The sequence below is a fragment of the Sphingomonas sp. R86520 genome, assembly GCF_042466285.1.
Classification (GTDB): Bacteria; Pseudomonadota; Alphaproteobacteria; order Sphingomonadales; family Sphingomonadaceae; genus Sphingomonas.
The window spans coordinates 1,517,267-1,529,247 of sequence record NZ_JAXHBZ010000001.1; the positions used below are offsets into that span (position 1 = coordinate 1,517,267).

An 11,981-nucleotide genomic window follows, 5' to 3' on the forward strand; every position below is an offset into this window, starting at 1 on the left:
GTAACGGGATTCGTCATTGCCGAATGGACTCCGAAAAGGACCGAAAGCGCATTCCTGCGCTCTCGCGATGTCAGGACAGCGGGGGTTGGCCGTTGGACGCGGTCAGCCCGCCATCGACCGGCAGGTTGACGCCCGTCACGAAGCGCGCGTCGTCGCTCGCCAGGAACGCGATCGCACCGGCGATGTCGGAGGGTTCCGCACCCCGTCCGAGAGGGATCCGCTCCTCGAACTTGGCGATCAGGTCGGGCTGTTCCTTCATTCCCGCAGTCAGCCCGGTATAGGTCAGCGACGTGTTGACCGCGTTGACGCGTACGCCGTTCCTCGCCTCGTCCATCGCCAGCGCGCGCGTGAAGTTGCTGACCGCACCCTTGGCCGCGCAGTAGAAGCTGTGGTTCCAGTCGCCGCCGAGCCCCGACACCGACGACACGTTGATGATGCAGCCCTTCGACGCGCGCAGATGTGCGATCGCCGCGCGGCTCATATGGACGACGCCGTACAGGTCCGTCTCGATCACCTTGGTGAATTCCGAAAAGTCGCCCTCGTCCAGCTTGCCCAAATGGTCGACGCCGGCGTCGTTGACCAGCACGTCGATCCGACCGAAGCGATCGATTGCCGCCTTGACCAGCGCCTCGCACGCGGCGCGGTCGGTGACGTTGGTTTCCCGCGTCTCGACGGTGCCGCCCAGTTCGCTCGCCAGCTTGTCAAGCGCGCCGGTGTCGATGTCACCCAGCACCAGTGTCGCGCCTTCCTCGGCAAAACGGCGAGCAGCCCCCTCGCCGATGCCCGAGGCGGCACCGGTAATCACGACGACCTTGTCGGCAAAGCGCGCCATCATGCGTTCTCCGCCTGCGCCTCGTGCTTGCCCTCGCAGAACTCCTCGACGAGCTTTGCACAGAACGCAGGCAAGTCATCCGGGGTGCGGCTGGTGACGAGACCCTGGTCGACGACCACTTCCTGATCGACCCACGTACCGCCCGCGTTGCGGATGTCGGTGGCGAGCGTCGGGTACGACGTGAGCTTGCGGCCGCGCACCTGATCGGCCTCGATCAACGTCCACGGCGCGTGGCAGATCGCGGCGACAGGCTTACCGGCAGCGAAGAAATCGCGCACGAACGCCACGACCTCAACCGACGACCGCAGCGTGTCTGCGCCGACGCACCCGCCCGGGATCACCAGGCCATCGAAGTCGGACGCCGACACGTCGCCGATCGCCTTGTCAATGGCGAACGTCTTGCCGGGGTCGAGATCGTTGTTGACCGTCTCCGCTTCGCCCGTCTCGAGGCTGATGACGGTCACAGCACCGCCCGCCTGCTCGACCGCCGCCTTGGGCTGCGCGAACTCGGGTTCCTCGGTGCCGCGGGGTGCGATCAGGATCGCGATTTTCTTGCCTTGGAGCTTCATGGGTATCCTTTCGAAATTTGAATAAGCGTGAGCGGCATCAGGCCGGAATATCGGTGATGGCCGCGGTGTTCGCGGCAGCGATGCCGGTCTCGCGGTGGCGGAAATCGCTTAGCGCGCGGTAAACCTGCATGCGTGCGCGCATCACGCCGCCGAGCGGTCGATGCGCCTCCAGGGCGTGCGCCGGCCGGAACGTCATGACCTCGTCGAAATAGCGGACGCGATCCGGGCCAAAGGCGGCCTGCCGCGGCAGACGGATCGTCGCGATCGTACGGTATTCGCTGACCCGCGTCGGCCAGTCGACCGACGTGTCTTCGATCGGCTGCGTCTCGGCATCGACCCAGAGTTGCGCGCGCAGTTCGAAGGCCGCGTCGTTGCCGTCGAAATACGCGATCGCGGCGTGACGGAAGCCATCCTCATCCTGATGCGGATCGAGCCGCCAATCGTCGAGCGCGCGCTGCTCAAGCGCGACCGGAAACACGCCGAGTTTCGCGACATAATCGCCGTACCGGATGGGGCACTGGCTGAAATACGTCTCGACGAGCGGGTGGCTGAACGGATGGCCGTAAAAGTCCAGCGTCGGGCTCGGTTCGGCACCGACGGCGTTCAGGACCTTGTTGAGGTTGCGCGCGATCGATGCGGCCGCGCTTTTGACGCCTTCGGGCATCGGCACGGTCATGCCGATCTTCTTCGCCTGCGCTAGGAACCCGGCGGCGGTGCCGGCCGGGAACGTCGTGCCGCTCGCCAGTACGAAATCCTGCGTCGGCGCGTCGTGACCGGGCAGCTTGGCGCCTTCGACCCCGAAGACCTTGATAGCCATGCCACGGTGCGTCGAGACCCGGTCTCCCAGCTTCTCGCCCGGCCCTTGCGCGAAGCGGACCGCAACGTCGAACGTCCCCGGTTTCGCGAACAGCCCCTGCGCCAGTTCGGGCGGCAGATCCTCGGCGACGACCATCGTGCCGATGACGCAGGCCGTGCTCTTGGCATGGCTGGCGCGCACCGCGTGGCCGTCGCGCTTCTCGACCGCCTGGCTCTCCTGCGTCATCCCTTTGATGATGCCGTCGATACTCTCCTGCTCGCCGGGCTCAGGCGTCTCGATGTCGTCGCGATAGGGTAGATAGGGCATGGGAAGCTCCTGTTGGATCAGGATGTTAACACTCGAATGCCCTGCGACGTTTCGGTACGGTTCCGTGCAGACCCGATCAGTCGAGCGTAGGCAGCGACCGCGGCTCGTGCATCGGGCAGCCGTTCAACTGGCTGCGCAGATCCTGGATCACCGGATACACCGCACGGCGCGCGCGCATGACCGACCCGAGCGGTCGATGCGCCTCGACGCCGTGCCAGGGGCGGAACGCGGTCTGTTCGTTGAGCACGGTGACGCGCTCCTCGGACCAGCTCTTCTGTGGCTTCACCGTGATCGTCGCGACCGGGATGTAGGGATTGCCCTGCTCCGGCCACGGCGTCGCGGCGTCCTCGATCGGGTTCTCCTCGAGGTCACGGCAGAGCTGCGCGCGCAGCGTCCAGGCACCACCCTCGTTCGCAAAGATCGCCATCAATTCTTCGCGGATCGAGTCGGGGCTCTTGCTCTCGTCGAGCTTCTGGTCGGTCAACGCGCGAAAGTTGGGCGATTCCGGCACGATGTCGAACTTGGCGATATAGTCGCCAAACCGGAGCGGCGCCTGCGTCCCGTAGCGGTCGCCGATCGGATTGGTGTCGGGATAGCCGCCAAAGCCCTTCAGCAACGCACTCTCGCCGCCGACCGCTTCGAGCGCCTGTTCGATCGGGCGCAGCGCCTTCGACAGCGCCGCCTTCGCCCATTCCGCGCGATTGGTCGTGGTGGCGAGCAACTTGGTGTTGCGCAGGAACCCGACCGGCGTCGGGTTCGAGAAGGCGACCCCGGAGGCCATCAGGAAGTCCTGCGTCACTTCGTCCTCGGCGCCGGGCAGCCGCTCGCCATCGACGCCGATGATCTTGATCGAGAAGCCGCGCGGCAGGGAGACGCTGTCGCGGATCGGATCGCCGGGGATCGCCGACATCCGGATGATGACCGGGTAGCGACGCCCGCGCTCGAAAATGCCCTGCGCCTGCTCGTCCGCAAGGTCGTCGTGGACCACCATCTCGCCTTCGAGCAGCGCGTGGCTCTTGGCATGGACGCCGCGCTGCGCGTGGCCGAGATCCTCGTGCGTCTTCTCGACGATGTAGCTGAACGTCTTGTTGAGGCCGTCGATCGTTTCCTGCTCGTCGGGACCGATCGTCTCGACGTCGGGGCTGTAGCGGATCGGGTTCTTCAACATGGGAAATCCTTGTGGTTCAGCGCAGTAACGCGCGGTTCGCGCTTTGGGGGCGTCGGTATTCCGGAACGGTCAGGCGTTGGCCGCTGCCTTCGCGCCGGCCGCGGTCGCGACGCCGAAGACGAAGTGGACCATCGTGTGCGTCCCGATCGTCGCCGCGTCCGCCTGCCATTCGGGCTTCTTGAGCCCCAGCAATGGCCCGGTGATCCAGTGCATCGTCGCATAGAACGCCAGGCCGAACACAATCCCCGACGGCAGCACGCCCGCATCTTCGTCGACGGTCGCCGCATAGACCGCGCCGGCCGCCGCGGAGAGCAGGAGGTGGCTGCCCTGCACGACGACCTGTTCGGTCGCATCCGGCAGGTCGCTTAACGGTACGGAGCGGACGCCGAGTTGCCGTGCACCGGCCCGTTCGAGATCGGTGAGCTCGGACGGCGTCCCGCTCTTCTTCTCGCCCGCCATCATCATCGCGGTGATGCCTAGCCCGGCCACCAGTCCGCCGGCGATCGCGCCGGCCATCCGCTTGCCGTTCATGCGCGCTCTCCCTCTTCCTGGGGATCGTCGGGCAGCCCTTCCTCACGGCCGGGGACCGACATGTCGTAGGCGTTGAGCAGCAGCGACACGAGGCAATAGCCACCGACCAGATAGACCAGCTCGGCCGTCCGGTCCTCGCCGAACGCGCGCACGGCACGGTTATAGGTCGAGGCCGGCAGCTGACGCCCGCCCGCCAACGTGACCGCGACGTCATAGGCGGAAGCCTCCTCTTCGGTCAGGTCGGCGGGACGCTGGCCGGCGGCGATCGTCGCGACCTTTTCGGCCGACAGACCCGCCGCCTCGCCGACCCGCTCGTGCGCGTAAAGTTCGTAGCGCGAGTTCAAGACCGCGCCGGTCGCGAGGATAGCGACCTCGTGCGCCGCTTTCGGCAGCGTCGCGTTGTCGATCAGCGCCTTGGTATACGTCCAGGCAGCGCGCCCAAACGCGGGAAAGCGCAACATCGGCGCGAACGGCCCGACCAGCGCACCGTCTGCACGGTGCGAGACGAAGCCCTTCAGATGCTCGGTGATGTAAGCGTCCATCTCGTCGTGAAGCGGACGCAAATCCGCGGGCATGTCCGCAGGCGGATAAGGTGGGGTACGCATCGCTGGCTCTCCGTTGTCAGGCCGCGCCGGCCGGATACCGGTCACGCATTGATCGACGGGGCGGCACCAGCCACCCCGTCGAACCGATCAGCGGCGGGGCGCCCCTGCGAACGCTGCCTTGAGGCGCGCAACCGCCAGTTCGTTGGCGTCCTTGGCACCGCGAACGACCTTCGCCATGCCGAAGAACTCATGCGTCACGCCTGGGAAGGTCTTCTGCTCGACCTTCACGCCCGCGGTGCGCATCGCCGCGGCCAGCGTCTCGCCGTCCGAGCGCAGCGGATCGATCTGCGCGTTGATGATCGTCGTCGGCGGCAGGCCGCGCAGGTTGGCGGCAACAAGGTTCAGCCGCGGATCCTGCGCATCGGCGGCGCTGGTCTGGTAATAATAGCCGAACCACTTCAGCATCGCTGCATTCAGCGGCTTGGCGTTCGCCGAATCCTTGCGCGACGGCAGCGTCATGCTGCTGTTGGCGATCGGATAGACCGAGACGATGTACCGCGGCAGCGTCAGGCGATTGTCGCGTGCGTAGATCGCCGTCGCCACCGCCAGATTACCACCCGCGCTCTCGCCCGCGACCGCGATCTTCGCAGGATCGCCGCCCCAGCTCGCCGCGTTCTGCAACGTCCAGCGATAGGCCGCTGCGGCGTCGTCATGTTGCGCCGGGAACTTGAACTCGGGCGCATGGCGGTATTCGACCGACACGACGATCGCGTTCAGCGCCTTGGCCATTGCACGCGGTGCCGAATCATACGTGTTGACGTCCGCGATCACCCAGCCACCGCCGTGATAATAGACGACGACCGGCATCGGCTTGCCATTCGCGGCCGCTGCCGCGGGCTTGTAGATACGCGCGAACTGCTGCGCGTCCGAGCCATACGGCACGTCCTGCGTCGTTACCGAAGCGTCGGGTGCGGTCGACATGCCCTGCTGGGCCATCGCCGCCTTGGCACCGTCGGCGGCCGAAGGCTGCATCCGCGCCTGCGCCGGGGTCAGCGTCTCGATCGGCTTGCCGCCGAGACCCGCTAGCGCGTCGAGCACCTTCTGCATGTCGGGCGCCGCCTTGGGGGGCTGCGTCGCGCTTGCCGGCGGGGCGGCGGGCGGCGGTGCGCTCGGCGAACGCGCCGATTGGGCGAGAACGCCGGCCGATGCCGTCAGCAGCGCCGCCGCGAAAAGGCTGCGCGCGACCGGGCGCTTCGAGATGGAAATCATGTAGTCCTCCTGTTTGATCGCTCATGAACAAAGCAGGATGGCCAACGTTGCTGTACGGAACCGTGCAAAGTCCTGATGTTAGAAGGAGAATTGGGTGTCGACGATCGTTTCCATCACCGGCGCAACGCCTCGCGCGGCGATCGATCGCGATGACGCCCCTTTCGAAAGAATGGTCGGCAATCGGCTGCTAGCCAGCCTCTCCCCGGAGGATTTCGGCTTGCTGGCGCCGCATCTCGAGCCGGTATCGTTCGCGGTCGGCGATTTCATTGCGCGAGCCGGCGATCCGATCGAAAGCATCTGCTTTCTGGAACAGGGTATTGCCGGAGTGCTGGATTCGCTCGACGACGATCGTCGCTATGCGGTCGGTCTGGTCGGCGCAGAGGGGTTCATCGGCTGGCCGCTGGTGATGGGCGACGATCGCTCGCCCTACGACGTGACGATGCGCGCCGAGCGTGGCCAAGCGCTGCGCATGCCCGCCGAGGCATTGCTGGCCGCGATCGAACGAAGCCCTGCCCTGCACCTGACACTGCTGCGGTTCGCCCACGTGTTCATGCTGCAGATGGGCCGGACCGTCGTGTCATCGCTGGCGCATTCGATCGAACGCCGCATGGCCCGGTGGATCCTACTATACCACGACCGTGTCCAGGCCGACGAGATCTGCATGACGCATGATGAGTTCCGGCTGATGCTCGGCGTTCGCCGCAGCAGCGTTACGGATGCACTCCACCGGCTGGAGGAGGAGCATGCGATCCGGGCCGTCCGGGCCAAGGTTCTGGTCCACGATCGGACAAAGCTCATGGCCCTGGCGGGCGATACATATGGCCAACCAGAGCAGGACTATGTCCGCCTCCTACAGATGGACCGGAACCGCTAAGGCCTCGCGCTAGGTGACCCATAGTCGGCCATTCGAGCGTCCTTCCGCGTTTCCTAACTTCAGACACTCATTCATGTTCGAGGTGGGAGTAATGCCGCAGGCCGTCCCCCCTGCCGACGGCGCGCCGATCCAGCTTCGATGACTTGACGCGTCGTAGCCGGCCCCGCGTTTCAAATGTTCAGTGATATTGTCGAGCGTAGTTTTACTTACGGTCGTGGTCTTGAGACTAGTAGCAGCTCACACAATGCGCCCTTCGATAGGATGGCCCGGATCATTGTAGCCATGGGTCGATGCATGGCCTGCCACGACCAAACTATCGATCAACGCCTCGTCGTCAGAAGACAGACGAACGTCGATCGCACCGATATAGCTATCCCAATGCGCCTCCGTGCGAGGCCCCGTGATCGTGCTGGTGACAAGCTTGTTGTTCAACACCCAGGCTATCGCGAAGGCCGTCGGCTCGATCCCACGCTCACGCGCATGCGTTGCAATACGGGCGGCCAGTTCGATCGATTCGGGGCGCCATTCGGTCTCGAGAATGCGCTTATCGCCCCGTCCGGCGCGCGTATCCGCAGGCGGTGCCCGGCTTGAATCATATTTGCCGGTAAGAACGCCCCGCGCCAGCGGACTGTAGGATACGGTGCCTAGCCCGTAGAAACTGGCCGCCGGCAGCTGCTCGACTTCGGCCACGCGGTTGAAGATGTTGTAGAGCGGTTGGCTAGCGATCGGCCGGTCGATGCCGAACTGATCGGCTAGGTGTGATACCTCGGCGATCCGCCAGGCCCGGAAGTTGGACACCCCGAAATAGCGCAACTTGCCCTGCGCAATCAGATCGCCGATCGCGCGTACTGCTTCACCGAGCGGCGCGTCGAACACCGCACGGTGAAAGTAGATCAAATCGATATAGTCCGTCCCCAGCCGGCGCAAACTGTCCTCCACGCTTTTGATGATCCATTTGCGGGATTGCCCGCCGCCGTTCGGGCCCGGCGCCATGGGGTTCGAGAATTTCGTAGCCAGAACCCAATCGTCGCGGCGCGCCTTGATGCCTTTGCCCACGACGATTTCGGATTCACCGCCATTGTAGACGTCGGCGGTGTCGATGAAGTTGATGCCCTGCTCGTGCGCCTTGTCGATGATCCGGTGCGAGGTAGCCTCGTCGGTCTGGCCGCCGAACATCATGGTGCCAAGCGAAAGTGGCGAGACCTTGATTCCGGACCTGCCAAGGTAGCGATACTGTAATGTCATGCGATGTTCCGTTCTGGAATGCGGCTGCGCGGGCTCAGGTCGTGGGCGTGCGGGCGACCTGAAAGCCGGCGAAGGATTGGTTGACCGGCATGAGTTCCAACCGGTTGATATTCAGATGCGAGGAAAGCGTTGCGATCCACAGAATGGTGGCGGCGATATCCCCAGCAGTCATCGGATCGGCGCCGCTATAAAGCGTATCCGACGCGCTCTGGTCGCCGCCCGTGCGAACCAGCGTGAACTCGGTTTCGACCATGCCGGGATCGATCGCGCTGACGCGAACGCCCGTGCCGTGAAGATCGGATCGGAGACCCAGCGTGAACTGCTGCACGAAGGCCTTGGTCCCCCCGTACACGTTCCCGCCGGTATACGGGTAGGTGCCCGCGACGGAGGCGATGTTGATGATCCCACCGCGCCGTTCGACGAGGCCCGGCAGCAGGCGGTGCGTGACGGAGACCAGAGCCGTGACGTTGGTGTCGATCATCGTGCGCCATTGATCCAGGTCCGCGCGCTGCGCCGTCGCCGTGCCGAGGGCGAGGCCAGCGTTGTTGACCAGCAGATCGATGCCCCGGAACCGCTCCGGCAAGTTATCGAGCGCAGCGGCCATCGCGGCTTCGTCGCGAATGTCGAAGACGGCCGGGTGGATGCGGTCGCCAAACGCCTCGACCAGCGGCGCAAGCCGATCGGCGCGACGCCCGGTCACGATCACCTGCCATCCCGCGCCTGCAAGCGCGCTCGCCGCTGCCTTGCCGATGCCCGACGTTGCGCCAGTGATGAATGCGGTCTTCAATTCTTTTCTCCTTGCGATCGGCTCGATGCGCCGCGCGGGGGCGCCTTGCGGTCGCTGCCTATATTGCCGTCGAAGTCATGCGTTTCGAGGCTGATGAATCCGTTACGATTGGGCATGGCTATCTTTGACAGGCTGGCCGCGTCGAGCCTTGCGTCGGGCCGAACGATTCGGTCGACGGATAACAGATAGGCGACCAGCCCATAGACCTCCACGTCGGTGAGCGACTGCGGCGCGGTAAGCGGCATGGCGCGGCGTACATAATCGAAGATCGTGGTCGCATACGGCCAATAGCTGGCGACCGTCCTGACCGGTTTTGCCGAGGCAAGCGAACCGACCCCGCCGGTCAGGCGATCCGCAATCCCGCCGGTCCCCTCGGAGCCGTGGCAGGCGGCGCATTTGGCGGCAAAGGTCGCCCGTCCCTCCTCGACCGAACCGGACCCAGGAGGAAGCCCGACTCCGTCTGCCGCGATGGTCAGATCCATGCGGCCGATCACGGCCGGAGAGGCTGGTCGACCATGATGCGGCCCGTCATTGGTGGCGTCGCGGGCCTTGCCGGAGCAGGCGAGAACCAGCAGGCCGCAACACGCCGCGATCGCACGCTTATGCATAGACATGGCTTACATGTCCCGACTCATCGATGCGCCAGCTCTGGATGGCGTTGCTGTGATAGCCTTGCCCGATACCGTATTTCGCGACCCATTCCTTGCGCCGCGGCTGCACGGCGCCGGTATCGTCTACGGCGCGGCTCAACAGCGTGGCGGGGCCGCCGTCCCATCGCCAAGGTATGCGAAATCGCGTCAGCGCCTTTGGCAGGACGGACTCACCAAGGGCGGCTTCCGCCCAGGTGGTCCCGCCGTCGGCCGACACTTCCACTTTGCGGATGCGACCATGCCCCGACCAGGCAAGCCCGCTTATCTCGCGTCGACCCGGACCGGGCAGGTCGAGCCCGAACGACGGAAACAGGATGATCGACTTCACGCCCATGCGCAGCGAGAAGAGTTCCGCCCGCCCGTCCGCCAGCAGATCGGAGTATTTCGAGGTTTCCTCCCGCGAGAAGGCCGGCGTCGCTATCACCTTCAGGCGGCGTAGCCATTTCACGGATGCGTTGCCCTCGATCCCCGGCAGCAACAGCCGCATGGGAAAGCCCTGCTCGGGCCGCAGCGGCTCGCCATTCTGGAACAGGGCGATCATCGCATCATCGAGACAGATCGACAGCGGAATGCTGCGCGTCATGCCGGCGGCATCCGCACCCTCCGCCTGCACCCAACGCGCGTCGAGATCGACGCCAACTTCATCGAGAAGCGTGCCAAGACGCACGCCCGTCCATTCCGCGCAGGAGACCAGCCCATTGAGCTGACCCGCACTCGCCTGGACCGGCGCGGCGGCAGCGATCGTGCCGCTGTTGCCCGAGCACTCGATGAACAGGATCCGATTTTCGCGGGGATAGCGAAGCAGGTCGTCGTAGCGGAACAGCAGGGGCTGGCGGACCAGGCCATGTATCAGCAGTTCGTGCGTCGCCGGGTCGATCGCTGGAACGCCGTTATGATGTCGCTCGAAATGCAGGCCGTTCGGTGTGATCGTCCCCTCCAACAGCTGAAGCGGCGTGCGGGATGACCCTGTGCCGGGAAAGGGAAGCTCCGGGACGATCCGCTGGATGATTTCGGCGGAAGGCGCCCGCGTGCCATATCCCGACAGCGCGCCGCCCGGCTCGCGCATCGACACCGGCGATCGCGGGTCGGTTGCGGCACCCAGCCCGCTTGCCAAGCCGCCTGCCGCGACCGCGCTCATCCCCAGAAACGCGCGCCGGTGGAGCAACCCGCCGCCCGCGACATGCTCTTCACGCTCCCTGTTCACAGTCACTGTTTCATTTTCCATACCGGAGCGCTCGCTTGTGCCTACGCAACCCGTTCCGGGACAAGCAGCTGGTCGGCCGCGAGGGCGGGCTGATCGCGCAGGAGAGGAAGCAGTTGATCGCCCTGTCGCCGAATTTCGGAGAGATAGGGCGTATCGGACAGGACGAAGTGCGTGATGCCCAGGTCGCGATACCTGCGCAGCGAGCTTGCGACGTCGGCGGCCGATCCGACCAGCCACGTCGTTCCCGCACCGCCGCCGCCATAGCGGCCAGGCGCGGTATACAGGTTGTCGTCCAGCACGTCGCCGCGCGCGTGGAGATTGAGCAGGCGTTGCTGGCCAACCGCTGGCGCGCGGCGATGCTGATCCAGCTGACCATGCTGCTTCGCCATCTCTTCGACCTTTGCCTCGGCATCGGCCCAGGCCTGTTCGGTCGTGTCGCGAACGAGTGTGGTGATGCGCAGCCCGAATTGGAGCGGCGGCAGATCGCGGTCGAGGTCGCGGCTCAGGCGCTTCAATCGCGCGATCCGCTCGCCCACGCCATCAAGCGGTTCGCCCCAGAAGAGCTGCACGTCGGCCTCGGTCGCCGCCACGCGTTCGGCCGCCTCAGACGCGCCGCCGAAATAAAGGCGCGGATGCAGCCGGTCACCGCGCGGCGTGATCCGCGGTTCCACGGTCGATCCCGCCACCTGGAAATGCTCGCCGTCGAACGTCACGTTCTCTTCGGTCCAGAGCCGCCGTACCAGGCGCATGAACTCCTTGGTCCGGTTGTAGCGGTGCGTCTGATCGCCCTCGTTGTCGCCATAAGCCGCCAGATTGTCCTGGCCCGAGACGATGTTGACGCGCACCCGTCCTCCGGACAGTTCGTCCAAAGTGGCGGCGGCGGAGGCGAAATTGGCCGGTCGCCAGTAACCGGGCCGGATCGCGATGAGCGGCTCGAACGTCTTCGTGCGCGCCACCAGGGCGGCCGCCACTGTGAACGTGTCGGGCCGTCCCCAACCCGCGCCGATCAGCGCCCCGCCCCAGCCATGCTGTTCCAGCGCCTCCGCGTGGCTCGTCAGCGTTTCAAGGCTTGAGGGTCCGACTTGACTGATGTCGCCGCGATGGCCGCCCTCGACCTGATTAGGGATGTACCAGAGAAATTCGGACGAATTTGACATGAGAACTCCGTATCGCTGTTTCGTAAG

Annotated in this window: 13 protein-coding genes; 1 reads left to right on the forward strand and 12 read right to left on the reverse strand. The window is 65.4% G+C overall.

The window, feature by feature from the left end:
* Positions 1 to 70: 70 nt before the first annotated feature.
* The 7 genes from SJY41_RS06920 to SJY41_RS06950 all read right to left on the reverse strand — a co-directional run bounded on the left by SJY41_RS06920 (position 71) and on the right by SJY41_RS06950 (position 6,037).
* Entirely contained in the window at positions 71 to 832 is a 762-nt protein-coding gene (locus SJY41_RS06920) for an SDR family NAD(P)-dependent oxidoreductase (RefSeq protein ID WP_380784079.1), read from the reverse strand.
* Positions 832 to 1,401 carry a type 1 glutamine amidotransferase domain-containing protein gene (locus tag SJY41_RS06925; RefSeq protein WP_380780263.1) on the reverse strand — a complete coding sequence of 190 codons (570 nt, stop codon included), beginning with the start codon at positions 1,399 to 1,401 and terminating at the stop codon, positions 832 to 834. Before SJY41_RS06925 ends, SJY41_RS06920 begins: the two co-directional genes overlap by 1 nt.
* Positions 1,402 to 1,438: 37 nt before the next feature.
* Positions 1,439 to 2,524, reverse strand: coding sequence for a catalase family protein (locus SJY41_RS06930; RefSeq protein WP_380780266.1), 1,086 nt, complete (start codon positions 2,522 to 2,524; stop codon positions 1,439 to 1,441).
* Positions 2,525 to 2,600: 76 nt separating this feature from the next.
* A complete protein-coding gene (locus tag SJY41_RS06935; RefSeq protein ID WP_380780268.1) occupies positions 2,601 to 3,692 on the reverse strand; it encodes a catalase family protein in 1,092 nt (363 codons plus the stop codon).
* A gap of 69 nt (positions 3,693 to 3,761) precedes the next feature.
* Positions 3,762 to 4,223 carry a hypothetical protein gene (locus tag SJY41_RS06940; protein WP_380780270.1) on the reverse strand — a complete coding sequence of 154 codons (462 nt, stop codon included), beginning with the start codon at positions 4,221 to 4,223 and terminating at the stop codon, positions 3,762 to 3,764.
* Entirely contained in the window at positions 4,220 to 4,828 is a 609-nt protein-coding gene (locus SJY41_RS06945; protein WP_380780272.1) for a carboxymuconolactone decarboxylase family protein, read from the reverse strand. Before SJY41_RS06945 ends, SJY41_RS06940 begins: the two co-directional genes overlap by 4 nt.
* Before the next feature lie 87 nt (positions 4,829 to 4,915).
* Complete coding sequence (locus SJY41_RS06950) at positions 4,916 to 6,037, reverse strand: alpha/beta hydrolase (RefSeq protein ID WP_380780274.1); 1,122 nt, start codon at positions 6,035 to 6,037, stop codon at positions 4,916 to 4,918.
* Between the two features lie 94 nt (positions 6,038 to 6,131).
* Here SJY41_RS06950 and SJY41_RS06955 point away from each other — a divergent pair, with 94 nt between their 5' ends.
* Positions 6,132 to 6,911, forward strand: a complete 780-nt coding sequence (locus SJY41_RS06955) for a Crp/Fnr family transcriptional regulator (RefSeq protein ID WP_380780276.1) — start codon at positions 6,132 to 6,134, stop codon at positions 6,909 to 6,911.
* A 237-nt stretch (positions 6,912 to 7,148) separates the two neighbouring features.
* Here the strand turns inward: SJY41_RS06955 and SJY41_RS06960 are convergent, their stop codons facing one another.
* Genes SJY41_RS06960 through SJY41_RS06980 form a run of 5 tightly spaced genes read right to left on the reverse strand, consistent with a single transcriptional unit; the run spans position 7,149 to position 11,954 of the window.
* Positions 7,149 to 8,156 carry an aldo/keto reductase gene (locus tag SJY41_RS06960; RefSeq protein ID WP_380780278.1) on the reverse strand — a complete coding sequence of 336 codons (1,008 nt, stop codon included), beginning with the start codon at positions 8,154 to 8,156 and terminating at the stop codon, positions 7,149 to 7,151.
* 34 nt (positions 8,157 to 8,190) lie between these two features.
* A complete protein-coding gene (locus SJY41_RS06965) occupies positions 8,191 to 8,943 on the reverse strand; it encodes an SDR family NAD(P)-dependent oxidoreductase (protein ID WP_380780279.1) in 753 nt (250 codons plus the stop codon).
* Positions 8,940 to 9,557, reverse strand: a complete 618-nt coding sequence (locus SJY41_RS06970) for a c-type cytochrome (protein ID WP_380780282.1) — start codon at positions 9,555 to 9,557, stop codon at positions 8,940 to 8,942. The genes SJY41_RS06965 and SJY41_RS06970 overlap by 4 nt, the downstream gene beginning before the upstream one ends.
* Positions 9,544 to 10,803 (reverse strand): sulfite dehydrogenase, encoded by a 1,260-nt coding sequence (soxC, locus tag SJY41_RS06975; protein ID WP_380780284.1) that lies wholly within the window; start codon positions 10,801 to 10,803, stop codon positions 9,544 to 9,546. The genes SJY41_RS06970 and soxC overlap by 14 nt, the downstream gene beginning before the upstream one ends.
* Positions 10,804 to 10,838: 35 nt before the next feature.
* The gene (locus SJY41_RS06980; protein WP_380780286.1) at positions 10,839 to 11,954 is read right to left on the reverse strand and encodes an LLM class flavin-dependent oxidoreductase; all 1,116 of its coding nucleotides are present in this window, start codon (positions 11,952 to 11,954) and stop codon (positions 10,839 to 10,841) included.
* Positions 11,955 to 11,981 lie beyond the last annotated feature (27 nt).